The sequence below is a fragment of the Bacillus sp. JFL15 genome (assembly GCF_001184225.1).
GTDB classification, from domain to species: domain Bacteria; phylum Bacillota; class Bacilli; order Bacillales; family Bacillaceae; genus Bacillus; species Bacillus siamensis.
This window is the reverse complement of record NZ_KQ236689.1, coordinates 885,348-909,425: the sequence shown is the minus strand read 5'-3', so window position 1 is coordinate 909,425 and position 24,078 is coordinate 885,348. Positions and strand designations below refer to the sequence as shown.

The window sequence follows — 24,078 nt, the reverse complement described above, 5'->3', positions numbered from 1 at the left end:
GCTTCTGTTAAACGATTTTCTTTTCATCACAGGTGCAGCATTTATAGCGTGCGCCGCATATCGCTTGCATACAAACATCGGTCTTTTGACGACGGGTGTCTTTTTTATATTTTATGCCGTGTTAATTAGCAAAAAAAGGGGGTGATTGATTGTTTTTGGAAGGGCTGTTTTCAAAAAGATCAAATGAATCAGAGACTTGGAATCTTGCGAACCCTCCTGACTGGATCATTGATATGTTCGGCGGCTCAAAGACGGCCAGCGGTGAACGTGTGAGCGAGTCAACCGCCTTAATTCATCCTGATGTCTATTCATGTGTGAATGTATTGTCTGATGACATTGCTAAGCTTTCAGTCCATACATTCAAAAAAAAGCAAGGAAATATTATAAGCAGTATGGATCATCCTGTTGCCCAATTGCTTTATATTAAGCCGAATCAATACATGACGGCTTTTACTTGGAAAAAACTCATGATGACCCATGCCTGTACATGGGGGAATGCCTATTCTTATATAAAAACAGATCGGAATGGTTTTATTACAGCTCTATTGCCATTAAACCCTGCCAATACACAAGCCTATGTGAACCCGAACACGGGTATGCTGTGGTATGAAACTGTCATTAATTCTAAAAGTGTTGAATTGTACGCAGATGAGGTTTTGCATTTCAAGGGTATGACAGAAGACGGAATTAACGGCAAAAGCCCGATAGGTGTCATACGGGAACATATCGGAGCGCAGTCTGCTGCAACCAAATTCAATGCGAAATTATATAAAAATGATGCTACCCCCCGAGGAATATTGAAAGTTCCGACATTAATTGATGAAGATGCAAAAAATCGGGCTAGAGATGAATGGGAAAAAGTCAATGCGGGCCGCAACATCGCAATTATTGATGCTGGCCTTTCTTATGAATCAATATCTATGCCGTTGCAAGAAGCTCAGTTTGTGGAGTCAATGAAATTTAATAAGGCACAAATCGCATCTATTTTTAAAGTTCCATTGCACAAAATCAATGAGTTGGACCGGGCAACTTTCAATAATATTGAACACCAATCAATTGAATACGTAAAAAATACACTGCAACCGTGGCTGGTTTCTTTTGAACAGGAGATTATTACGAAGCTCTTTACTGATGAAGAAGTTAAAGATGGATTCTATATCAAATTCAATGTGAACAGCGAGCTGCGCGGCGATGCGAAATCTAGGGCGGAATATTATGAAATTATGGAACGGATCAGTGCATTAAATATAAATGAAATTCGTGCTTTTGAAGAGAAGAATGCGATAGAGCACGGCGACCGCCATCTAGTCTCTCTCAATTACACATTCCTTGATACGCTTGAGCAATATCAAATGAATAAAGCAAAAGCAGCTAAAGGGGGTGAAAACAAAAATGAACAAGGAAATACGGCACCTGACGACAAAGATTGAGATGAGGGCTGCCGGTGATGAAGGAAAAGAGAAAAGGGATTATATAGAGGGATATGCCTTGAAGTTCGAAAAGTGGTCAGAGCGCTTGGGAGGATGGTTTAAAGAAATCATCAGCCGAAACGCTTTAGATTCTACAGATTTTTCTAATGTTGTGGCGCTTTTTAACCACCGTCAGGATTATCCGTTAGCGAGAAATACGGTTTCTGGTGAAACCGGGAGGCTTGAACTGGAAGTAGACGCTATCGGTCTGAAATTCCGTTTTATCCCCACAGAGACGACGTACGCTAAGGATTTAATGGAGAATATCAGAAGCGTAGTCATCAATCAATGCTCCTTTGTTTTTTCTTTGGATTACAGTCAAGGAGATCCAGACGAATGGCGCCATAATGATGAAGAGGACATTTATGAACGCCGTATCAATAATATCGAACGTATCTTTGACATTTCTCTCGTAACGACGCCCGCTTATAGCGATACGGAGGCAGTGCTTGGTGAACGCAGTTTAGAAAAAGTGGAGCAGTTAAAAGAAATGCGGACTGCCCCAATTGAAAAAATGAAAATGGAACTTGAACTTTTAGACCTCACATTGTAGGTCTATTTTTTATGTTCAAATATAAGGAGGATACCTGAATGACAGTAGCAATGACAAAAAAAGAACGTGAATTAAGACAAAAATTCACACAGAAAAAACAAGAGGCATCCAATCTTTTGAATGAAGGAAAGTCCGAAGAAGCCCGCAGCATGCTTGATGAAGCGAAGGCGCTGCAAAGACAAATCGAACTGATGTCGGAAGAACGCGGCTTGGAACTGCCGGCTTTGGGTGAAGAGCGAAACTTTGTACCGGAACTTGAACGAAAACCTGATGAGGAACCGGAACAGCGCGATATCTTAACAGCTACAAAAGAATACCGGGATGCTTGGTTTAAAGTGTTGACCGGACGCAGTCATGACCTTGGAGAAGAAGAAAGAAGCATGATGCAGCGTGTTCTGAAAGAAAATCGCTCGTTGTCTTCTGGAAGTGATAAAGACGGCGGGTATACTGTTCCGGACGATATTTCAAAAGAGATTTTGAAATCCATCAAGGAATTAAATTCCGTTCGGAATCTGGTTCGCGTTGTACCTAAAACTGCTCCATCAGGGAGTTATACAGTCCGAAAAGGTGTAGCCGGAAAACTCTATAATACAGCCGAGAAAGAACAAATTAAAGAACTAAAAAACATGGAATTTGAACAAATCTGGTACAACGTTAAAAAGTTCGCCGGATTTTTGCCTGTTTCTAGCGAGCTATTAAATGATTCTTTTGTAAACTTTGTTCGTGAAATCGTAGACTGGCTCTCTGAATCCGCTGTAGTGACAGAAAATGATGAAGTCTTTTATGGAAAAGGTGGGGAGACGAATGTTGAAGGCATCATTACCAGCGGCAAATACAAAACGCTTAAAGCGCCATCTGTAATTACGATCAAATTTCTACGCAAGGTTAAAAACCAGATTAAACGCGGATATCGTAAAAATGCAAAGTGGGTTATGAATACTGAAGCGTTTGAAACTCTGGCAAATATTGAAGATAAAAACGGCAGAGGCATCTTAGCTCAAGATCCTAGGGACGAAGACAGCTTCCTTTTGTTCGGACGTCCGGTTGAGGTTTATGACGAAATTGTAACTGACGACAAGACACAAAAGACTCATATTCTTTTCGGTGATTTTGAAAGTGCATATTTCATGTTTGACCGTCAAAAATTCGAAATCAAATCAACTGACGTGGGCGGAGACGCTTTTCTTACGGATCAGACATATTTCCGCGGCATTGAACGATTTGACGGAAAAGTGGTAGATCCGGAAGCAGCCGTCATTGTCACTGATCTTGTCGTCGGGGAAGACGCAAAGGTAGAAACGCCTGAACAGTCTGCTGATCTTGGAAAGTAAAAATAAAAATTGAAAGGATTGATCGACATGGCGAAATTAGACAATATTCTGAACGAAAGTAACGGTGTATTAACTTCTGCGAGGGACAACGGTAAAGGAGTACCGATCACTGACATTTCGGTTGCTGATAACAGCGAAGAAAATCCTCTCTACGTAAAAGGCCTAAAGGGTGATCCGGGTGAACCAGGACCCCAAGGTGAACCAGGACCTCCAGGACCCCAAGGCGAACCGGCAGTCATTGAAGAGGGTAGCATTGCACATGAAATGCTGGCCGAAAAATCAGTTCGCAGCAAAAACGTTGGGACTGGCAGCATCATGTTGGAGCATCTGAACAGTGAAGTAAAAGCTTTACTTGATGGTATGCAAAAACAAATTGATGAGCTGAAACCGACCACTCCAGCAGAATGAAAGGCTGATGAAGTCAGATGACAGAAGCAGAAAAAATAGAATTAGAGAAAGTGAAAAAATTCCTCCGGGTCGATGGCGATCAGGAGGATGATTTAATTCTAGACTTTATCGCATCAGCAAAGGAACATATAACAGGTGCTACTGGCCTTACATTTCCGAATAACTCAGCACGAGCAGCTATGTGTGTAAAAGCTTTTGTGACGCATTGGTATGAGAACCGGGAGATTGCCGGCACGACATCCAATCTTGATGGGGTGCTGACTATGATGATCAATCAGTTGAAATACACGGTTCCAGAGGTGAAGGCCAATGCTAAATGATATGCGGTATCGCATTCAATTTCAAAAAAAGAAGCCCGGTGGCCGTCTGCCTGTGGAGGGAAATGATAGCTGGGAAACAGTTATTGAATGCTGGGCAAAGGCGGAGGGCTTAAAGGGCCGGGAATATTATGCTGCGGCTGCGATCCAAAAAGAAAAGACAGTGGAATTTACAATACGTCATCGTGAAGACATAGACGAGCATATGCGAATCATCTTTCGTGAAAAGGCTTATGAAATAGAGTCGATCTTGCCTAACTATTCGCGTCGGCACTTCATTACAATTAAAGCAAATGTGGTGAGCTGATGAACTTTGAATTGGAATTGAAAGGGTTTAGAGAGCTTGAATCTACTTTTGCTGATCTGGCCCGTAAGGATGAAAAGATTCATAAAGCAGTAGTGAAAGCCGGAGGGGCTGTTTTGGCTGCGGAAATTAACGAGGAAGCTCCACGCTCTTCCATTGGCGGAAGTCATCCGCACATTGACGATGATATTATAGTCGGCAGCCGTATCAGGCGGGACGAAGACGGAGAGATATACGCAGTTGTAGGCCCTACAAAAGATACAAAATTCCGTGTTCACTTGCCGGAATTCGGCACGCTCCATCAAGCTGCCAATCCATTTATTCACCGGAGTATGCTAAAGGCGAATGGCAAGATGCTTGATGCAATGGAAAAAGTCATAAAGGCGGGATACAAGCTGTGAATCTTATCGAACGGGCTGCACAATTGAAAAACAGTTTATTTGAAGCGCTGGAAGCTCATCCGGCGCTTTTATCATTGGTTGACCCCGGCAATATCTATGAATTGGCAGTGCCGGAAGGAATAAAAAGCCAGCCACCTTATATTGTCGTACAAGAATTAGATTATCGAACAACCAAATGGGCAGACGGTAAGCCCATCCAGGACAGCACGCTATATCAGATTGATGTGTACCACAATCAGTCTTGTGAATCCGTAATGGCTGCTGTCGTTGATGTAATGGGAACTTTTGATTTCCAGGCTTATGGTCCTTTTAATGAATTTTTACAATCTGAGCGCCTCATCCGGAAAGGATATCGGTTTGAGGCCAATATTTTACTATAATTGGAGGTTTTATTATGCCTGAATACAGTTCTATGGTGGGATTGGAAGGCGTCAAGTATTCACCGTTAGTAAAAGAAAAAGGCTTGTGGATCGCCAGCAAGATCATTGATTATCCACATGTTATCAACGCAAAGATGGCAACCGATTCATCTACAGAAAAACAGTATGCAGATAACAAAGTAGCTGATTTAGCTGTCTCGACTGGCTCAACGAAACTCGACTTAGAAATGCGAGACGTACCGCCGGAACACCTTGTCAATTTATTTGGGATAGAGGAAACCAAAGACGGTCTATATCTTTTCAAGAAAAACGTTACTCCGCCTTGGATCGCGATTACCTTCTTTGGTGTCAAAGCAAACGGAAAAAAACGTCATGTAGGCTTAGTTCAAGGCCGATTCACTTTGCCTGATGATGACTGGAGCACAAAAAAAGAAAAAATAGACTTCCAGACCTCTAAATTGTCCGCGGAGTTTCTTGAAAGAGAGCAGGATGATGTGTATAAAATCATCGCAGATGAAGACGCGCCTAATTTCGACTTAGACAAGTTTTATGAAAAGGTATACGGCAACGCCTACACTTCATCTAACGATGAACCCAAGGCAAGTAAAAGCACTGATCTTGGCGCTTAAAAAGGGAAGCAGAGTGCTTCCTTTTTTATTTCTATAACAATTAAAAGGAGGAGTCGACATGGCTCAAAAACATATCTCAATCAAACTATGGTTCGAAGATGAAAAGAAATTGAAAACATTTATTGCACCTCGGACAAATACGAAAACACTTATTGAAGCATTACGGTTGAACGCAGAAGCCGAAAAAACAGCAGAAAATTTGGAGGAAAGCATCAAGATTCTTGAAAAACAGCTGCAATTTATCGTAGGGGTATTCCGGAACCAATTTACTTACGATCAATTATTTGAGGGGCTGGAATCTTTTGAAGTGGCTAAGGAAGTAAGCCGCATTCTCTCGGAAATTGCCGGCTATAAAGAAATTGAGGCTGCTGATCAGGATTTTTTGCCGGAACAGACGGAGAAGAATACACCTACGAGCGCGGAATAGAGCAGATAAATGAAATTTACGCTACTCTCCTACAACAAGGGTGGAGTATGAGCGCGATTGACGAGATGGACATATATCACTATTTAGAGATATTGACCGAAAGCAATAAACCAGAAGAAGTGAAATTTGAAGATGTTTTCTTTTAGACGGGCTTATAGCCTGTCTTTTTTGTTGAATTTTTGCCAGGAAAGCGGGGTGGATACATATGGCTCAACCAATAGGAAATATGGTCGTTAAGGTCGGTCTTGATGATACAGGATTTAACCGGGGCATTGAAGGCTTAAAAAGGCAGATGCGCCTGGCAAATTCAGAAATGAAGGCAGCCGGAAGCATTTATAAAAATGCTGGCGATCAATCAAAGCTCCTGCAATCGCAGATGGAGGGCTTGAGTAATAAGTATAAGATTCAAGGCCGGTTGGTCCAGGAGCACCGTCAGCGGTATGAAGAACTGGTCAGACAAAAAGGAAAAGACAACCGAGAGACACAGATTCAGGCGCGGCGTTTGAATGATGCTATTGCGGTTCATGAGAATCTCGGCAAAGAGCTGAATAAAGTCAGCAAAGAGTTTCAGACCATGTCAGACAGCAGCAGTCGGGCTGCAGGAATTTTTTCTGTTTTTAAAAAGGATTCAAAGGATGTATCAGAAGAGCTAAACGCTGTTTATAAATCTGCAACAGCCACAGGAAAGGCATTAGCGGGAATTGGTGCCGCTGGAGCGCTTGGGATCGGTGCAACCGTTAAGGCCGCAGCGAGCTTCGAGAAAGATATGAGCCGTGTCGCCGCCTTGGCGAACGCAACAAACGATCAATTGGCATCATTAACAGAAACAGCCCGTCATCTTGGCGCCGTCACACAGTATACGGATGGGCAAGTAGCCGAAGGCATGCAGTATTTAGCGATGGCCGGCTATAAGACGAACCAAATTATCGGCGCTATGCCCGGCTTGCTTGCGACGGCAGCCGCCGGACAAACTGACCTCGGCGTAACGGCTGATATCGTTTCTGACATCTTAACCGAATTTCATATTAAGGCAGAGGACACAAACCGTGTTGCCGATGCAATGACGTATACGTTCACGAACTCCAATGCCACTTTGCAGGAGATTGGTCAAACGATGAAATATGCGGCTCCGGCTGCTAAAACAGCAGGTCTCAGTATGGAAGAGTTGGCCGCGGCAACCGGTATTCTGGCAAACAGCGGAATAAAGGCAGACATGGCAGGTACAGCACTTCGCTCGACGCTTACCCGTTTAGCGGCTCCGCCTAAACCTGCGGCTTCGGCTATTGAAGAATTGGGTTTAAAAGTGACAGACTCTACCGGAAAGATGCGCCCGCTGGCCGACATCATGGGACAGATCACAGAAAAAACAAAAAATTATACCGAAACAGAACAGATCCGGATCGCTAAACAGCTGGCCGGACAACATGCTATATCTGGATTTATCACGCTCATGCATGCAGGTAAAGATAAGCTGGAAGAATTCACAAAGGAAATAGAAAACAGCGGCGGTATTGCTGAAAAAGTGGCTGACACGCAGATGGACAACCTGGCCGGATCTGTAGAATATCTGAAATCTGCAACAAACAACGCCGTCATCACCATGGGAAACCAGTTTATACCGATCATCAGAGCTGCTACTGACGGCCTGACTTCATTAGTGACATGGTTCGACGCCTTACCGAACTCCGTCGCAAGCACAATTGCTATTACGGCCGGAGCTGTAACAGTATTTTCTCTTTTTGGCGGGGCTGCCTTGCTGTTAATCGGGGCATTACCGAGGATCGCAGCAGGATGGAACATGCTCCGCACGGCGGGGGGATATTTAACCGGTAACGTCAATCGGGCATCGGCAAGTCTCGGCGTTTATACGACTGAAGCCGTTGCGGCAGGCGCTGCATCCCGAACAGCGGCAGCTGGCATTGCGACAACTTCCACTGCGGCAACGGTAGCAGCCACCCGAATGGAAAGGCTCAACCAAACAAACGCCGTGGCAGCAACACGAGTGGGCCGACTGGAGCAATCGACAAATAGAAGCTCAAAAGCGATGCGCGGACTTGGCGGCGCTTCCCGTGTGGCCGGTACTGGTCTAACTCTTTTCGGCGGTCCAATCGGAACAATTGCCGGACTCGTTCTTACTTTTGCTCCTGAGCTGTTAAAGTTCGGTGCCGGAATTATCAAAACCGGATTAAATGCCGTAAAAGGGGCGGGCGGATTTATGCAGCTCGCTAAAAGCGGTTTCGGCCTGTTTAACATATTTAAAAAAGGCACTGCTGTTGTCGGTCTTTTACGTGGCGGACTTGGATTGTTAGGCGGACCAGTCGGCGCGCTTATTACGGGGGTAACTCTTTTAGGTGATGCCGGGTTTAAGTATTACGACAATTTAAAGAAACGAGTGCTCCCGGCAACAATTGAATTTGGAGACGGTGTATCAAAATCCACAGCAAAAGCCGTCAACGCCTATGAAGATATGAACATTGAGGTTACCGCCAAGCTGAACACACTCCGCGCGACCAATGCTACCATCACGAACGATATCGCAGATGACATGTCAAAGCGCTTTAAAGACATGGGAGATTCTTTGAAAAATGGATACAAAACCAGCGCGACCAATGCAACTAAAGTGCTAAAAGAATTTTATGCTTCTAATAAAGGGATGTCTGATAAAGAAGAAAATAAAATCATTGGCAAAATTGATGCTTATAACGAGAAAAAACAAAAGAAGATCCAAAAGTATGTTGATCGAGTAGATGAAATTTATAGGACCGCCGCCCGTGAAAATCGAAAAACCACGGAAAAAGAGAATAAAGAAATTGCTGAAATTCAAGGCAAAATGCTTGCTGAAATGGAGACTGCACTCTCACGCAGCAAGAACGAGCAAACCAAAATCTCCAAAAAATTAAAAGAAGAAACGTCTAATCTTTCTGCTAAACAAGCGGCGGCTGTAGTAAAAGACAGTAACAAGGCAAAAGATAAAACAATAAAAGCAGCTGAGAAGCAACGTGATGCCGTTATTGATGCCGCTGATGAACAGTATTATGTGAAACGTTCAATTTCTAAGAAAGAACACGATAAAACCGTTAAAAACGCAAAGAGCCAGGCGAAAAAGACAATTAATGAAGCAGAGGAAACTCATAAAGGTGTTGTAAGAGAAGCGAAAAAGCAAGCTGAAGGCCATATTAGTCAAGTTGATTGGGAAACAGGAGAAGTGCTCGGGAAATGGGATCTATTCAAAGTTGACTTGGCAACCAAAGTAAATGCTATTACTGATGGGATAAATGCATTTTTAAAATTTGTTCACGCGCCTACAATTCCAGAGTGGAAACCAGCAGGATACGACAGTCGCCAGTCTTCCACAATGCAAATTGCACCGGGATTAGCCTATGCCAAAGGAACAGACTTCCATCCCGGCGGCCGGGCATTAGTCGGGGAAGAAGGGTGGGAGCTTGCTCACACGCCCGGTATCGGCACTTACATTGTCGGAATGGGCGGCCCGCAAGTGTGGGATCTTCCGCGTGGTACGTCTGTTCTTCCGCACGCTCAGTCGAAAGAAGCAGCTTCCACAGGGCTGCCCGGTTATGCAAATGGGGTCGGAAACTTCTTCAAAAATGCGTTTGAGGGATCAAAAAATCTGGTGAAAGGCGCTGTCTCTGTCGGGAAGAATGTCATTGGCAAAACGAAGGATGTCGCTTCTAACGCTATGGAAATGATTATGAAAGGGCCGAAAAAGATAATCAGCAGCATTTTCAAAGGTATGATCCCGTTTAAAACAGGAACCGGCATAGATGGATTAGGGACTGGTATTCTCAAAACGCTAAAAAGCGGTGCCCTTCAATTCTTAAAAGGGGTCTTGCCGGATGTGGGATTTTTTACGGCCGATGCCTATAAAGGCGCAACCGGGTCTGCCCAGGTCCAAAAATGGGTATCAGAAGCGGTCGGCATCGCTGGTGTCCCGTTTTCATGGGTTCCCGGCTTAATCACGATTGCCATGAAAGAGTCAGGAGGAAATCCGAATGCCATTAACCTTACAGATTCCAATGCAAGAGCAGGAAATCCGTCAAGGGGGTTAATGCAGACCATTCCGAGTACGTTTTCCTCTAACGCATTTCCGGGTCATAACAACATACTTAATCCGGTGGACAACATTCTGGCGGCCATTAATTACATCAAAGGGCGATATGGTGATATATCCAATCATCCCGGCTTGAAATCAATGGCGCGCGGCGGCCCGTACGTAGGGTATGCAAAGGGCGGTACTTCTCCGGGGCGCGGCGGCTCCAAGCTCGCCGTCCTCAACGAACGAGGGTACGATGAAACCACCATTACGAAAGATCCGGCATACCGCGAAAGGAACATCGGGTTGTGGGCGCGTGTTGGGCGTGAGCTTGGCGTCCTGCCTTCTCTGCAGGAAGGGATGATCTCGAAGGCTTTACTATTGCTTCAAAAAGCATCCGCGGCACAGCATGAAAATGATAAAAGCGTCAATATTGATATGACTCGGGTCGTGGAAAATCAAGAAAGGCAAATCAGTATGATGGGGCAGCAGATCGACGCTCTCCAGCAGAACATTCAGCTACTGCAACAACTGGTCTTAAAAGATAACAATACCTATATTGACGGTGCCCGAGTAGACCAAACGAGTGCTGACCGATATAGAAGAAAACAATATAGAAACGGGGGTAAGCCGGCTTGGTAAAACTATATTTGGATTTTGATAACGGATTGGGGGAGCAGAGCCTTGACAGCTTGCTCCCTCAATTTGAAGTGTTGAGTTTTTTGGCGGAGGCGCCGGCTATCAATCGGGAAACAATCACGATCCCGCGGCGTCATGGTGTTATCTCAGCACAGCATCCACGTGATGTGACCTATTCATCAAGGAAGGTCACTGTAGAAATATATTTGAATTCGAAAATTCACAATAATTTTTATATGCTTAGGCATCAGCTCTATGCTTTATTGGTGAAGCCATTTGCCTATTATATTTCTACTGACTTATGGCCGAATCGCCGTTTCCTTGTCACGTGTGATGGGAATTTCAGCATTCCCAAAGAAAAGGAGAAAACACATGCTGTTTTTTCAGTCGAGTTTACCAATATTACCGGGATGGCAGAATCTAAACATTCAACCAAAACAGCACAGACTCAGTCAGGAGAGAACTGGAACATCGGTATGAACCTGCAATCAGATGACAACCTGGCCTATTATTTTAAGAATCAGAAACGTTTCTCGGTCTTTAATTCTGGAGACGTCCAAATCAATCCTCTTGATCATGCATATAACGTCCTATTGAACGCCAAGGGGAAGAATGTAACACTAATCAATCATACCAATGGCGAGAAATTAACGATTGAACAGGAGTTGAAGAAGTCACAGCAGGTATCATTTTTAAAGCAGTACGCGCTGCTCAATAATAAACCAATAAAAACGTCTGGACGTCTGCCGAATCTCGAAATTGGCTGGAATGAGTTTGAAGTTCAGAATACTGATGATTTTGTCATAGAATTTGACACCCGGCTCTATTACTTGTAAGGCAGGCGGTTTATATGGCGAATACAGATTTTATTAAAGAGATTGCCGGCGATGCCCAGCAAATATATAAAAAGCACCGTATTCTCGCATCATTGATCATTGCGCAAGGATGCTTAGAAAGCGCGTGGGGCACAAGTGAATTGGCGACAAAAGGACATAACCTTTTCGGTATGAAGGGCGAATACAACGGTCAGTATGTCATTATGCAAACATGGGAAGTTATCAACGGAGAAAACGTACAAGTTCCGGCTAAATTCAGGAAGTACCCTTCATGGAAAGAATTTATACAAGACTTGGCGAACCTGTACTTGAATGGCCTTAGTTGGGACAAAAACCATTATAAAGCTGTCGTCGGGGAAACAGATTATCAGAAAGCAACTGCGGCTCTCGTCAAAGCCGGGTATGCTACCGACCCAAATTACGCAACAAAATTGAACAGCCTCATTTTCACCTATAAATTAACGAAATATGATACATCAGAAGGAGTACCAGACGAACCGAGTAATCCAGGCACACCAGATTCTGAGCCGGATATACCAAGTAAAGAATATGATGGTAAAGACATTACGCTGAATCAAAACTTGCCAAAAGACGTTTACTTCCCTCAGTTGCATGTTTCCAGCCAAGACGGAAATCAAGTGGTCGAAGTCATTGGTGCCGATCCGGATCTATTAGATGACACCACCGGAAAAAAAGATATTGAGTTTACGATCACTCGGACTGCTGATAATGGCATTGAATATGATTTGCTCATAAATGACAATATCCTTTATTTGGACGAAAAAAAATTCAACCATCAAAAATACTTTATTACGATGGTTGAGGTCGATCAGGAAAAAACACTCAGCAAGAAAGTTTCTGCAAGCCATGTTTTCGTTGCCGTTTTGAACAACCATTATGTAGAAGAGACGATCAGCGGCACACTGACTGTACGAAAAATGCTTGATTTCACATTGAAGGGGACGAAATTCTCTTATATTTTCAAAGACAAGGAAAGTGAATTTGAAAGTGTAGAGCAGGAGAATTTTGGTGACAAGTTTGCGAACGAGCTGATAAGCGAAATTGTGGAAGACTACGGTGTAGAACTGGATGTAGATAATTACAAGATTTACATCTATAAAAAGATGGGAAAGCGTATCAATCACACTCTCGACTCTCGTTATAATATGCCCGGTATTAAAATTAAAACATCGACAGAAGGCTGCTCTACCCGGGCGCGGGGATTCGGTGCGATTAAGGAAAACAGCAGCACCGACAGCAAAAAAACGGAGTACGTCTTTGATCCAGTCCTTTACAAGCACCCTGACGAAAATAAGTTCCTGCTTGATGGCATGCCGCGGTGGGCTGAGCCACTACGCAACGAGCGTTATAAAAAAGAGTCCAGCATGATGACGGCGCTTAAAAAATACGTGAATCCTTACCCGAAGATGGAAATCGAAGTGGATTATGAATACATCTATGAGCCGAAGCTTCTTGAAATACAAGATGATTTTTGGAAGGGAGACACACTTCATGTGCTGGCTGATACAGCATACGGTGTGACTTATGAAGATGATGTCAGGCTGCTTTCCATTCAATACAAGCCGTTAAATCCATATGCAAAGCCAACATTGAACTTTGCTAACTTCCGTAAAGATATCCAGGATATCCGCATGGAGCAAGAAAAACGATTGAAAGATCAAAAACGTTATGTTCAGAAATTAAGAATGATGATTTAAAGCACCTCTATTGGGGTGCTTTTCGTTTTAGTTGAAAGGAGTGTTCTAAATTGGTCAGGCTTACCAAAGACTATGATACCACCCGAAATGCCCGGTATACATCTCAAATAAGGGATGACATGGAAACTATAGAAAATGGAATAAATAAAATTGATGATGATCTTAAAAGGCACCGAGCAGGAATTGCCGTTCATGATTCTTCACAGATTACACATGATGGGTACACCGTCGAAAACCGTTTGAAAAATCTGTTTGCGCGATTTACTAACCTTGTACTGAATCATGACGGTAAAGACGTGAAAGAAGTCGTGGATTCCCGCGTAACGACGGATGGGGAAATTGCCGCAACATTGAAAGACAGGCTCGATAGGGAATTCAGCAAGCTTGACAGGAAAATCAAACGCGTTGTAAACGTTGATGACTTCGGGGCTGACCCGACGGGAAAAACGGACAGCACGGAGGCATTTAAGAAGGCATTCGGAACCGGTAAGGTGCAGGTGGTTATGTCAGCTGGCATTTACGTCGTGAAAGGTTTGAAAATCCCTTCCTGGGTTCGTCTCGTCGGTCAGGGAATCGGCGTTACATTCTTAATTTTGAATGATGAGACACCAGCCTCAGAATGGGTCATTACGAATGCGGACTACGAAAAAGGGAATCGAAACATTCACATTGAAGGATTCTCAACAGACTGGAATCAAGAACGGCAGGGTGGTTTAAGGGCGACAGGCGGGCAGCATTCCACATGCGTTGCCTTTGCGAATTCAAAATTCATCTGGATTAAAAGTATAGAAAACATTAACCCCGCACTTCACGGCATTGATATAACAGCGCCAACGTATGACCATCTGCCAGATACCGAGTATACAAAAGACGGCTGCAGATATGTATGGATTGACGGCTGCGTTAACTCAGGGTATGGGGATGACGGGATAACAACCCATTACAGTGAATATATTTTCATATCAAACTGCCATTGCACAAATCCAACAGGCATCGCACATGCTGCGGGGAAGGCTAACTCTAACGGCATTGAGATTGATGACGGTTCTAAGCATGTATGGCTGCTCAACAACTATACAGAAGGAAACATCCGCGGCGTTGAAGTTAAGGCGCATACCGAATGGCCGGCTTCCCAAAATGTTCATATCCTCGGCCACGTTTCATATCGGGACGTGCGGGCTTATGATTTGCGGCATATCGGCCACCATAAAGCAGATGATCCTGAGAGTACTACAGCTTATGATGTGACGTTAACGGACTGTACCGCAATAGAACCGGTTTTTAATGATCTGTATGAGGGAATTACCCCGCGTGCTCTTGTTGTATCCGCATATAAGAACGTGCAGATTGTCAATTTTACCGCAATCGGAAATCCCAATTACGATTATAAAAACAGTCCGGTGATAGCCTTTCAGTATCGCTGCAGAAATATCACCGTAAACGGAATTAAAATGAGAGGGTTCAGAAAGGCTTCTCATGATATTCGAGTGTACGGAGGCCCACAAAAAGCTGATTACGTGAAGATCTCAAATTTTGATATTTACAACTCGGCTCCTGCAGCTTTCGGTTTAGGTGGCGGGGTTTATCATTCAAGCATTATGAATGGAACGATTATAGGTAAAAACGGAACCGTCGGAATTGGTTCGCCGAATAATCAAACAACCATTGTAGGTGTAGAAGCAGCCGGGTATAAGATATCTGCTCAATTGGCCGGGAGAGAGTACAGCACTATCCCGACAAGAGTAAAAGGCGGCTTTATGGGCGGTAACACTTCCGGATCTGCACTGCATGAAGCGAGTGCCATTTTAGGCAGTACAGGTGACAACATCGCAAAAGGCCCGGCCAATGTTCTGTTGGGTGTCCGGGGCGGCTCAACAACTGAGGGGTCGCGTCAAGCGCTAATAGCCGTCAATAACTGCCACACAAAAGGTGACGGCAACTCAAGGGCTATTCTTGCAGCTCAGGGGGTTATCAACGATAACGGATACAGTGTTAGGGGCGGTTATGGGACTGGAAGTGCCTCAACAAAAAATACGAGATGGGAACTCGATTCGACTGGCGGCCATATTCGCGGCACAGGACGAGTGGAGAGCGTCTCAGATTTCAAAGACTTCGCGGAATATTTTGAGTCTGCTGACGGCAAGAAAATTGATTCTAGTTATCTCGTTGCGCTAGAAGGCGAAAAGATTCGAAAAGCGGAAAAAGGGGACAAGATTCTCGGAGTTGTTTCGGAAACTGCGGGCGTGGTGCTCGGCGGTGCTGCGTTCTATTGGAACGAGCAGTACGAAAGAAATGAATTCGGCGGGTTGGTCTACGAGACAGTTTTCCGTGGCGGCGAAGAAATCCGTCTCCCTAAACTTAATCCGGACTACGACCCTTCTCTCGAATATGTGCCGCGTGATTCTCGGGACGAATGGCATGTCATCGGTCTGATCGGTCAAGTCTTTGTTAGGATTGACGAAACAGTGGCTGTAGGGGATAGCGTATCAGCAATTAGCGGAATCGCGACTAAAGCAGAAAGCGGTGGTTATGGAACCGTTATGAGAATCAAGTCTCCGTATGATGCGGAAAAAGGGTACGGTGTAGCTCAAATGATTGTTACGCCGCAGCACTAAGGAGGAAAAGGAATGTACAAAACGGGGGGCGTCGCATTTGACATCAATGCGAACCGGACAAACGGGCGAACCACGAACATCCAATTCATGACGCAGGACACGGGCAGCGCGAAGCTGTCTTTTTCTTTTACAAAGGATGGCACGTCGTTGCCTCTGTCTGCCGTAGACGCGAAAATCGTTCTATTGTATGAAGATGGGTCATTTTACAAAAAGAGCATTGCCATCACCGACAAGGTGAACGGGCATGCGGAATATATGCTTTCAGATGAAGAGCTTAAACATTATGGAACGGTAAAGGCTGAAATCAAACTTTACTATGCAAATGGGCAGGCGCTAGCGACTTCATTTTTTACTTTCTCTATCGCCAAAACGTTGGAAGATCAGAACATCATTCCAACAGCTGACTATTACATTGACGATTTTGAAACGCTGAAAGACGGGATAAACCATACCGTCGAAGAGATCAGCCGGACCGTCGAGGAATTACAGAAGAAATTTGCCGATCTGGAAGCCATTGAAACGAAAAAGGGAGCGCAGGAGAAAGCGGATGCGGCAGAGGAAAACGCCAAGGCTTACACAACTAAACATGTGAACGATCAAGAAAAGCATGTTTCTGTAGCTGAACGGGAGGCTTGGAATGCCAAGGAAACTCCCTCCGGCGCGCAAAAGAAAGTAGACGCCCATGCGAACGATCAAGAAAAGCATGTTTCTGCAGCAGATCGGAAGGCTTGGGACAGTAAAGAAACAGAAAGCGGGGCGCAAGAGAAGGTAAACACTCACGCCAATAATACGGACATTCATGTTACCAAACCTTTCAAAGATACATTGGAAGAATTATCAAAGTTATTCACAGCGGGTTTTAAAGATGAACTGGAAGAATTATTACGTCAGTTCACGGCCCATAATTACAACCAAGAACGACATATTTCTAAAGCTGAACGGAAGACATGGAACGGATCTGCCACCTATGCCAACATCATGCTGAAGAACGGAGCCAGCGCAGGGACGCGGACACCGATGTATGCAAAGTGGGGGGCATTTTTAATCTTACGGGGGCATGTGAAAACAGACGCCGAAATCATATTCGGCTCCATCCCCGCGGCATATGCGCCCGCTGGCGGTTCCGTTATAACAGTGCCGTTAAGTGGTACAGGCGGCACAGCCAATTTGATCATTTATGATGATGGGGATTTGAAAATAAAATACCCGGACCCGGCGGACTCGAGTAAGATGGGCGGAGGCTATTACCTTGATGTGATTGTGGGCTTTCAGGAAGGAGGAACAGCATGATTCAGGTTTATGAGTACGATGAAAATTTCATTTTGACCAAACCCGTTCCGATTGAGCCTGACGAAGAAGGTAACTATACAATCCCTGAGAATTGTACAACCGTCCAGCCTCCGTCTTTCATAAAGCCGATGTATCATCCAGCTGAGAAGATATGGACGGAGGCGGCCACCCAGGAAGAGAAAGAAGCCCTGGAAAAGCAAATTGAAGGCGGACGGGTACCTTCTCCCGTCGATGAATTGAAAGCTCAGAACGCAGCTATCACAACGCAGCTTGCGGAAGCGCAGAGCCTGGCCGAGTCACAAGCGCAAATGATAGCCAATCTTTATCTAATGCTGGCGGAGGGAGGGAAAGGGGTATGATGGATTGGTTTACAAGCGTAAAAACCATCTACGGGTGGGGGCCGCAGTATTACAGTAATGCAGACGTGGCCCGTTTTGTTGAATGGGGAAGAATTACAGAAGATCAATATAAACAAATAACCGGCTTAACCTATCCGATGACAAAACAGCCTGTCAGTGTGGATTTAGGCGGCGCCGCAAACTGATCAACACCCCAGAGGTGTTTTTATTTTGCCTCGAAGGAGGTGATAACAATTGGAGGGAATACATGTGTGGATGAATTTTGAAAGCTTACAGATCGCAAGAACATATCTTTTCGGGGAGGTGAAATACCTTGATTTACTGCTAGTTTTCAGCATTATTGACGTCCTGACAGGCGTAATTAAGGCATGGAAATTTAAGAATCTACGAAGCCGTAGTGCTTGGTTTGGTTACGTCCGGAAAATGCTCAGCTTCCTTGTGATCATTGTGGCCAACATTATTGATACGATAACAAATTTGAACGGTGTTCTGACCTTTGGAACCGTTCTTTTTTATATCGCAAATGAAGGCCTGTCCATCACAGAGAATTTGGCGCAGATCGGCGTTAAAATTCCGGCCGTCATCACTGACCGGCTTCACGTAATTGAAAGCGACAACGATCAAAAAACAGAAAAAGACGATCAGGCCGCAGGTTAATCCGGCGGCTTTTTTATATTTCAAAACAGAATAGGAGACGATGAAACATGGTGAAAATCACAAAAGACTTTATTCCAGTAGGACACAATAACAGACCGGGATACGCAATGGACCCGACATACATCACCGTTCACAACACTGCGAACACGGCAAAAGGGGCAAACGCAGCCATGCACGCCCGTTATGTGAAGAATCCGGAAACGGCCACAAGTTGGCATTTTACAGTAGACGACAAAGAGATTTATCAGCATCTGCCATTGAATGAAAACGGATGGCACGCGGGAGACGGAAACCACGGAACTGGCAACCGAAAATCTATCGGCATTGAAATTTGCGAGAATAGCAATGGGGATTTTGAGAAAGCCGTGGCGAATGCTCAATGGCTGATCAAAAAGCTCATGAAGGAGCAGGGCATTTCCCTTGCAAACGTGGTCCCTCACCAACATTGGTCCGGCAAGTATTGTCCACGCAAGCTCCTTGATAGATGGGACTCCTTTAAAGCCGGGATCAGCGGCGCCCCGTCTAAAACGGAAAATTCTCCTGTTGATAAAACAAAAGAATCTTATATTAAAAATACAGTTGTTGCTGACAGCCTTAATGTGAGAACTCAACGCAATGCCAACTCGTCTATTGTGCTTGCTCTTCCTAAAGGTTCGACTGTCCAATATAAAAAAGGATCGACTCAAAATGGTTGGGGTTACATTAAATATACCAATTCTAAAGGAGCCACATACAGCGGTTACGTTAATGTAAGATATATCAAGAGCGATTCAGAGTTAGGGAAAACCCCTTCAAAATCTGCTCCTGCTAAACCTTCAAACAAGACAAGCGGGGGTATTAAGTCTGTAGGCAAAATTAAAATTGTTGGTGTTAAAAGTGCAGCCATTATTATGGACAAACCAGACCGTAAAAACGCCAAGAATGTGGATACAATTGGTCTCGGCAAGACAATTAACATCTCAGGTTCTGTTAAAGGTTCAAACAACTCTAAAGGTTATTGGGAAGTCATCCACGGCGGCAAACGGCGGTATGTGTCTGGACAATATGGAAAAATGGTTTAAGTAAGCTGTCCCTTGCTACGGCATTTACGGCTGAAGACAAAAGCAAAGCCGAAGCGCTTTAAATATAATTGAACCCCCTTCTATTTGGAAGGGGGAGTTTTATTTCTCACCACGTTAGATTAATATCAAAATCTTGAACGTTTGTAGTAACATCTTTGTCCGGCCAAAAATCCCACTTAACTCTGATTGATTTGATATCATTGGGATCATTTAATTTCTTTATTGGATAAAGGACATATCCTTCTTTTTTTGCCCCTGACATAATTTCTCCGCCTATATCTTCACTGAGCGACAAACTGGCATCTATTTGTTCCTTTGTATTGGTAAGTAGTGTGCCTTGGTTTGGAAAAGTTGAAATATCCTTTTTGCTTCCATTGTCAATAACAAAGTGTACAGCTATAGCCCCTTCAGCACCAGATTCCATTTCGTTTTTAACAATCCCAACACGATCAATTTTAAATGTGGTGTCATTTTTCTTTTCTGACCAATTTAACTCATGAACCACGGTAGAGTCATCTTCAACCACGGTAGAGTCATCTTCTTCGCTATCTTCTTGAGCATCAGAATCCATTGGCTCGATATTTGCTGATGAAATGGGTTGTTTTTCCCTTTCACCTAGCTCTTCAACTGGTTTAGACATAAAAGAAAAACCGATGATCGCGAGTATCAAAGTTGAAGGAACTAGCCAATAAGCTTTTTTTCTTGTTTTGCGAAAAACTAAAAATATCAATCCAACTATAAAGCCGACCGTTGAAAAGATTGTAAGAAAACCCATAAATAAAATCATAATAATCCCCCTATTATTCAACACAGATACTTACATTTTAAAGCAAAGGAGGATTGATTTCTATGCTCTGTAAAGACTTTGAAGACGATGGGATAACGAGATTGAAGACAAATGCGAGGCTCGAAGCGCTTATGAAATAATAAAAAATCCCCCTCTTTATGGAGGGGGAAATATCTTACGAAACGACCATGTTAATTATGATGTAAGATACTGCGGAAATGACAAGGAACGTGATAAGAGCTGCAATTCCCAACTGTTTAAATAGTTTGGCCTTATTGACAGCTTCTTTTCCGTTCTTCTTTTCTTTATTAATTCTCAACCATGTTACAAATAAATAACCAACAATGAAAATAGGTAAAGTGTATTTTACATAAAAATCCCACATGATGACCACTCCTCGGGTGTTATTATATGCAATTATTGCGGACTGAAGCTAAAGGCTAAAGCCCAAGTTATGTCTGCTTTTACCCCTTTACCCTTATTATTAGCATCTGCACGGTTCGCCATTAAGCCGAAGAAAACACTAGCTGCTCCGGGGATAGCTCCCGGCACAAAGCCAAAATAAGCAGTGAAAACAGCAATACCCGCCGCCGTGCTGCCGGCAGTATTCATGTCATGTACAAAGTTATCAGTAGCACAGCTATTCATTTTAACATGGTAGCCCCACCAGTAATGTTTAGGGCCGTAGTTTTTTCCTTTACAAGCAAGGGGCGCCATTTCTGGAGATTCAGATTCAGTCTTTTCAACTATACTTAAATCCTTTTTAGCTTCTAATTTACCTGCTGTTATCTCATCGTTTAAGTATTCAAAATAAGCCTTTTGTCCATCGAGCAAACCTTTTTCAATACCATCGGATTTCGCCTTCTCATAGTCTAAAGTAAAAAGACCATTCTTCACTGATACATACTTTTCTAGGGGTAAAATATCTTGTTTGTCATATTGTTCTTCTGAGTAGCTTTTCACAGGTGATTGTTTTTCTAAGGCAAGGACATTCGGAGCCAACGACATCAATAAACATAAAACCAACAGGACAGACGCAAATTTCTTCATGAAATTCCTCCTTGTGTTATATCCTACAATTACCAACTAAAACATATATAGGCTTGGTTGTAACCGAAATTACACCGAACGAAAACCGCAAATACAGCGCAAAATAAAAAGACCTTTCCAAAAATGAAAGGTCATGATTCAAATAGGGAATTTTGAGACACGTCAAATTAGTCTTTAGAACAAACATATTTAAGGGTAAAGTGTTTCAGGAAAAAAGTTTCCTACTGTCAAATAATAAGGTAGCTATGGAAGGTTTTTCTGGTATAATACAAATGTTGAATAAATCTGGGCGGACTTCACTCTTTTTATTAATAAAATAGGAGTGATTCCATGAAGGAAGAAACATGTAATAAATGCAAGAAAAAAGAACAAGGAAAATTCAGAAGGATGAGAATGATAGGGAAGTGGACCTACCGTATCATAGCCGGATTCAAGACATTGAGTTGGTTTTACGGTTGGATAGCAACTGTTGTCTGGCCGTTTTTTCACCATCTGAATTGACGTTGTTCGCAGCAATAATCTAAAGACTCGGTAGTGAGGTTATTCGTAAATACCGGATGCAGGAACACCCCCAAATTTGTTTGTTGCATTGATTTGTTCAACTGAAGCTCCGCTTAACCGGGAGAATAATCCTCACTTTATTTTATTGCTAATTTTCCCTTTTTTATACCCGAAATTTAAATTATAAAACAAAAAGAGCCGGGCCCCCACCCGGTTCTTTTTGTAAATCGCTCTAATTATTAACAAATAGTCAATCGTGACTCCTTGGACCTTGACAGAGTACGTTTAACATAACAAAACAGTTTTGGTTAAACGAATTCTTGTGGTTCATTTTTTGTACGCAATTAACTTTGCCTTAGCAAATCCAACTCGTACTCTGTACGATATAAATTTTATATCCTTTTGAAATCAAAGTCAACACAATATATTTTCAATATATATATAATATATTAAAAATATATTGTGTTCAAAAGTGGCTGTATAGTCTAACATCATTTTAGATTAAATTGTTTTATTTCTTTACCGGTGGTGCGGCTGGCTATCCTTTTTCCAAGCGTGCCGTTTTTGGCAGACTGAACATCGCCAAGAATACGCGCGAGCTTGCACAATAAACCCCTTGTTTTGTTAATGTTCATGATAAGCTTCTTTTATCGTCCCACTCTCACTTCCCGCCCGATACTCATTCCGACTGGCGGATCGTATTTCATCCCAATTGCAGGATCAAAGCATATACCTACTGGCGTATGATATTTGAAATTCATTGCTCTCACCCCTTTTATTACGTCCGAGTTCTCTTTGTTCAATTATACCCTGATAGCCGTTTTTTCGGTAACATTTTGGTAACAAAAAGATAAAAAAATAGTTTTATCCACTGAAATTAAAAACAACGAAAAACCTTATTTATCAACGTTTATCCACCTTTTTAAAAATATACAAATGCAGTATAATAGACTCCCACCGTCTCCATACATAACATAAGAACCGCAGTGCCGTCACATGACCGCACTGCGGTTTTTTCGTGTCGAAATAAGGAGTGAATGTGAATGGAAATCGTCATCATAGACGGTAAAGATATTACAAGCACAGAAGCTTTACACCGAATCTTAAAAGATAAATTAGATTTCCCGGACTATTATGGTGAAAATCTGAATGCCTTATGGGATTGCCTGACAGGATGGATCGAATATCCGCTGACTTTGGTGTGGAAGAATTTTGAGATCAGTCAGAAGGCATTGGGTTCGGATGCTGATGATGTATTAAGGATATTAAAAAAGGCTGAGGCAGAATTAGATGGTGAGTTTTTCATTCAACTCGAACAGCCGTCAGCCGGGTCAAACGACAGGCACTAAAAAGTGCGTACTTCCCCTCATCCATTTTTCTATCCGATAATAGGGACGGAAGGTTTCAGGCTTTCGATTTCTGACCATATATAAGAAGAGACTTGTGATAGGAGGAATGGACGATGGATTTGCAGTTGAAAGGGAAGACGGCGCTTGTGACGGGATCTACGTCAGGCATCGGGAAGGCGATTGCGGCTTCGCTGATTGCAGAAGGCGCGGCGGTGATCATTAACGGCCGCCGTGAAGAAAAGGTGAACGAAACGATCCGGGAACTAGAGAAACAGACGACTGATGCCCGGCTCTATCCGGCCGCATTTGATTTAGGCACGGCGGAAGGATGCGGCGCGATTTTTCAGCAGTACCCTGATGTGGATATTCTCGTGAACAATTTAGGAATCTTTGAACCCGCGGAATATTTTGATATTCCTGACGAGGAGTGGCTCCGGTTTTTCGAGGTGAATATCATGAGCGGCGTGCGGCTGACACGCCGGTATGCAAAGCGGATGATTGAACGGAAGGAAGGGCGGGTGATTTTTATCGCGAGTGAAGCGGCCGTCATGCCTTCTCAGGAAATGGCCCATTACAGCGCCACGAAAACGACGCAGCTGTCGCTGTCACGCAGTCTGGCCGAGCTCACGGAAGGGACGAATGTGACGGTGAATACGGTCATGCCGGGCTCCACGAAAACAGAGGGCGTCGAAACGATGCTGGAGTCGCTTTATCCGGGTGAAAACCTGACAGCGGCTGAAGCGGAGAGACGATTTATGAAGGAAAATCGTCCGACGTCGATCATTCAGCGATTGATCCGTCCGGAAGAGATCGCCCACTTTGTCGCCTTTTTAAGCAGCCCGCTGTCGTCAGCCATTAACGGATCTGCTTTGCGGATCGACGGCGGCTTGGTGCGGAGCATTATATAAGATGAATATACAAAAACCCCCGCAAAGTGGCGGGGGTT

Annotated in this window: 24 protein-coding genes and 1 pseudogene; 21 read left to right on the top strand and 4 right to left on the bottom strand. The window is 43.7% G+C overall.

The genetic code is table 11. From position 1 onward, the window contains the following. The first annotated feature begins 149 nt into the window (after positions 1–149). From AD710_RS04555 to AD710_RS19950, 19 genes and pseudogenes are all read left to right on the top strand, one after another. Positions 150–1,430: a phage portal protein gene (locus tag AD710_RS04555; RefSeq protein ID WP_049627397.1), complete on the top strand. Its 1,281-nt coding sequence runs from the start codon at positions 150–152 to the stop codon at positions 1,428–1,430. Then, positions 1,393–2,022, top strand: a complete 630-nt coding sequence (locus AD710_RS04550; protein ID WP_049627396.1) for an HK97 family phage prohead protease — start codon at positions 1,393–1,395, stop codon at positions 2,020–2,022. The genes AD710_RS04555 and AD710_RS04550 overlap by 38 nt, the downstream gene beginning before the upstream one ends. A 38-nt stretch (positions 2,023–2,060) precedes the next feature. Then, a complete protein-coding gene (locus AD710_RS04545) occupies positions 2,061–3,353 on the top strand; it encodes a phage major capsid protein (protein ID WP_049627395.1) in 1,293 nt (430 codons plus the stop codon). A gap of 27 nt (positions 3,354–3,380) precedes the next feature. Further along, entirely contained in the window at positions 3,381–3,761 is a 381-nt protein-coding gene (locus tag AD710_RS04540; protein WP_049627394.1) for a hypothetical protein, read from the top strand. A 17-nt stretch (positions 3,762–3,778) separates the two neighbouring features. Further along, a complete protein-coding gene (locus AD710_RS04535; protein ID WP_046559942.1) occupies positions 3,779–4,081 on the top strand; it encodes a head-tail connector protein in 303 nt (100 codons plus the stop codon). Next, complete coding sequence (locus AD710_RS04530; protein ID WP_049627393.1) at positions 4,071–4,385, top strand: phage head closure protein; 315 nt, start codon at positions 4,071–4,073, stop codon at positions 4,383–4,385. The genes AD710_RS04535 and AD710_RS04530 overlap by 11 nt, the downstream gene beginning before the upstream one ends. Next, a complete protein-coding gene (locus AD710_RS04525) occupies positions 4,385–4,783 on the top strand; it encodes an HK97-gp10 family putative phage morphogenesis protein (protein ID WP_049627392.1) in 399 nt (132 codons plus the stop codon). Before AD710_RS04530 ends, AD710_RS04525 begins: the two co-directional genes overlap by 1 nt. Then, entirely contained in the window at positions 4,780–5,163 is a 384-nt protein-coding gene (gp17, locus tag AD710_RS04520) for a tail completion protein gp17 (RefSeq protein ID WP_049627391.1), read from the top strand. Before AD710_RS04525 ends, gp17 begins: the two co-directional genes overlap by 4 nt. 14 nt (positions 5,164–5,177) lie before the next feature. Then, positions 5,178–5,792 carry a major tail protein gene (locus AD710_RS04515; protein WP_014418477.1) on the top strand — a complete coding sequence of 205 codons (615 nt, stop codon included), beginning with the start codon at positions 5,178–5,180 and terminating at the stop codon, positions 5,790–5,792. Between the two features lie 58 nt (positions 5,793–5,850). Next, positions 5,851–6,219, top strand: coding sequence for a phage tail assembly chaperone G (gene gpG / locus AD710_RS04510; protein ID WP_049627390.1), 369 nt, complete (start codon positions 5,851–5,853; stop codon positions 6,217–6,219). 205 nt (positions 6,220–6,424) lie between these two features. Continuing rightward, positions 6,425–10,912: a phage tail tape measure protein gene (locus tag AD710_RS04505; RefSeq protein WP_049627389.1), complete on the top strand. Its 4,488-nt coding sequence runs from the start codon at positions 6,425–6,427 to the stop codon at positions 10,910–10,912. After that, positions 10,906–11,745, top strand: coding sequence for a phage tail domain-containing protein (locus AD710_RS04500; RefSeq protein WP_049627388.1), 840 nt, complete (start codon positions 10,906–10,908; stop codon positions 11,743–11,745). Before AD710_RS04505 ends, AD710_RS04500 begins: the two co-directional genes overlap by 7 nt. A 14-nt stretch (positions 11,746–11,759) precedes the next feature. Next, positions 11,760–13,463, top strand: a complete 1,704-nt coding sequence (locus AD710_RS04495) for a phage tail spike protein (protein ID WP_049627387.1) — start codon at positions 11,760–11,762, stop codon at positions 13,461–13,463. A gap of 119 nt (positions 13,464–13,582) precedes the next feature. Continuing rightward, positions 13,583–16,078, top strand: coding sequence for a peptidase G2 autoproteolytic cleavage domain-containing protein (locus AD710_RS04490; RefSeq protein WP_231595040.1), 2,496 nt, complete (start codon positions 13,583–13,585; stop codon positions 16,076–16,078). A gap of 12 nt (positions 16,079–16,090) precedes the next feature. Then, on the top strand, positions 16,091–17,368 hold the full coding sequence (locus AD710_RS04485; RefSeq protein WP_049627385.1) for a phage baseplate upper protein: 1,278 nt from the start codon (positions 16,091–16,093) through the stop codon (positions 17,366–17,368). Continuing rightward, positions 17,365–17,727 (top strand): hypothetical protein, encoded by a 363-nt coding sequence (locus AD710_RS04480; protein WP_049627384.1) that lies wholly within the window; start codon positions 17,365–17,367, stop codon positions 17,725–17,727. The genes AD710_RS04485 and AD710_RS04480 overlap by 4 nt, the downstream gene beginning before the upstream one ends. Beyond that, positions 17,724–17,912, top strand: coding sequence for an XkdX family protein (locus tag AD710_RS04475; protein ID WP_043867136.1), 189 nt, complete (start codon positions 17,724–17,726; stop codon positions 17,910–17,912). The genes AD710_RS04480 and AD710_RS04475 overlap by 4 nt, the downstream gene beginning before the upstream one ends. 49 nt (positions 17,913–17,961) lie before the next feature. Further along, the gene (locus AD710_RS04470) at positions 17,962–18,384 is read left to right on the top strand and encodes a phage holin family protein (RefSeq protein ID WP_049627383.1); all 423 of its coding nucleotides are present in this window, start codon (positions 17,962–17,964) and stop codon (positions 18,382–18,384) included. A gap of 47 nt (positions 18,385–18,431) precedes the next feature. Then, positions 18,432–18,914, top strand: a pseudogene (locus AD710_RS19950) (peptidoglycan recognition protein family protein); the annotation flags it as partial. 637 nt (positions 18,915–19,551) lie between these two features. Here the strand turns inward: AD710_RS19950 and AD710_RS04460 are convergent. From AD710_RS04460 to AD710_RS19765, 4 genes are all read right to left on the bottom strand, one after another. After that, positions 19,552–20,232 carry a hypothetical protein gene (locus tag AD710_RS04460; RefSeq protein WP_049627381.1) on the bottom strand — a complete coding sequence of 227 codons (681 nt, stop codon included), beginning with the start codon at positions 20,230–20,232 and terminating at the stop codon, positions 19,552–19,554. Between the two features lie 175 nt (positions 20,233–20,407). Next, positions 20,408–20,617, bottom strand: a complete 210-nt coding sequence (locus tag AD710_RS04455; RefSeq protein ID WP_049627380.1) for a hypothetical protein — start codon at positions 20,615–20,617, stop codon at positions 20,408–20,410. A 32-nt stretch (positions 20,618–20,649) separates the two neighbouring features. Beyond that, complete coding sequence (locus AD710_RS04450) at positions 20,650–21,282, bottom strand: hypothetical protein (protein WP_049627379.1); 633 nt, start codon at positions 21,280–21,282, stop codon at positions 20,650–20,652. A gap of 992 nt (positions 21,283–22,274) precedes the next feature. Beyond that, on the bottom strand, positions 22,275–22,418 hold the full coding sequence (locus tag AD710_RS19765) for a hypothetical protein (RefSeq protein WP_049627378.1): 144 nt from the start codon (positions 22,416–22,418) through the stop codon (positions 22,275–22,277). Between the two features lie 408 nt (positions 22,419–22,826). Between AD710_RS19765 and AD710_RS04440 the strand changes: the two genes are divergently transcribed. Continuing rightward, positions 22,827–23,132, top strand: coding sequence for a barstar family protein (locus AD710_RS04440; protein WP_049627377.1), 306 nt, complete (start codon positions 22,827–22,829; stop codon positions 23,130–23,132). A gap of 113 nt (positions 23,133–23,245) precedes the next feature. Beyond that, positions 23,246–24,040, top strand: coding sequence for an SDR family NAD(P)-dependent oxidoreductase (locus AD710_RS04435; protein WP_049627376.1), 795 nt, complete (start codon positions 23,246–23,248; stop codon positions 24,038–24,040). Positions 24,041–24,078 lie beyond the last annotated feature (38 nt).

Excerpts from the sequence above, each read along its gene's own strand:
- AD710_RS04435 (WP_049627376.1), top strand. The coding sequence starts at position 23,246 with ATGGATTTGCAGTTGAAAGGGAAGACGGCGCTTGTGACGGGATCTACG.
- AD710_RS04515 (WP_014418477.1), top strand. The coding sequence starts at position 5,178 with ATGCCTGAATACAGTTCTATGGTGGGATTGGAAGGCGTCAAGTATTCA.
- AD710_RS19765 (WP_049627378.1), bottom strand. The coding sequence starts at position 22,418 with ATGAACATTAACAAAACAAGGGGTTTATTGTGCAAGCTCGCGCGTATT.
- AD710_RS04540 (WP_049627394.1), top strand. The coding sequence starts at position 3,381 with ATGGCGAAATTAGACAATATTCTGAACGAAAGTAACGGTGTATTAACT.
- AD710_RS04505 (WP_049627389.1), top strand. The coding sequence starts at position 6,425 with ATGGCTCAACCAATAGGAAATATGGTCGTTAAGGTCGGTCTTGATGAT.
- AD710_RS04550 (WP_049627396.1), top strand. The coding sequence starts at position 1,393 with ATGAACAAGGAAATACGGCACCTGACGACAAAGATTGAGATGAGGGCT.
- gpG (WP_049627390.1), top strand. The coding sequence starts at position 5,851 with ATGGCTCAAAAACATATCTCAATCAAACTATGGTTCGAAGATGAAAAG.
- AD710_RS04485 (WP_049627385.1), top strand. The coding sequence starts at position 16,091 with ATGTACAAAACGGGGGGCGTCGCATTTGACATCAATGCGAACCGGACA.
- AD710_RS04450 (WP_049627379.1), bottom strand. The coding sequence starts at position 21,282 with ATGAAGAAATTTGCGTCTGTCCTGTTGGTTTTATGTTTATTGATGTCG.
- AD710_RS04455 (WP_049627380.1), bottom strand. The coding sequence starts at position 20,617 with ATGTGGGATTTTTATGTAAAATACACTTTACCTATTTTCATTGTTGGT.
- AD710_RS04535 (WP_046559942.1), top strand. The coding sequence starts at position 3,779 with ATGACAGAAGCAGAAAAAATAGAATTAGAGAAAGTGAAAAAATTCCTC.
- AD710_RS04530 (WP_049627393.1), top strand. The coding sequence starts at position 4,071 with ATGCTAAATGATATGCGGTATCGCATTCAATTTCAAAAAAAGAAGCCC.
- AD710_RS04495 (WP_049627387.1), top strand. The coding sequence starts at position 11,760 with ATGGCGAATACAGATTTTATTAAAGAGATTGCCGGCGATGCCCAGCAA.
- AD710_RS04460 (WP_049627381.1), bottom strand. The coding sequence starts at position 20,232 with ATGATTTTATTTATGGGTTTTCTTACAATCTTTTCAACGGTCGGCTTT.
- AD710_RS04475 (WP_043867136.1), top strand. The coding sequence starts at position 17,724 with ATGATGGATTGGTTTACAAGCGTAAAAACCATCTACGGGTGGGGGCCG.
- AD710_RS04525 (WP_049627392.1), top strand. The coding sequence starts at position 4,385 with ATGAACTTTGAATTGGAATTGAAAGGGTTTAGAGAGCTTGAATCTACT.
- AD710_RS04440 (WP_049627377.1), top strand. The coding sequence starts at position 22,827 with ATGGAAATCGTCATCATAGACGGTAAAGATATTACAAGCACAGAAGCT.
- AD710_RS04480 (WP_049627384.1), top strand. The coding sequence starts at position 17,365 with ATGATTCAGGTTTATGAGTACGATGAAAATTTCATTTTGACCAAACCC.
- AD710_RS04545 (WP_049627395.1), top strand. The coding sequence starts at position 2,061 with ATGACAGTAGCAATGACAAAAAAAGAACGTGAATTAAGACAAAAATTC.
- AD710_RS04490 (WP_231595040.1), top strand. The coding sequence starts at position 13,583 with ATGGAAACTATAGAAAATGGAATAAATAAAATTGATGATGATCTTAAA.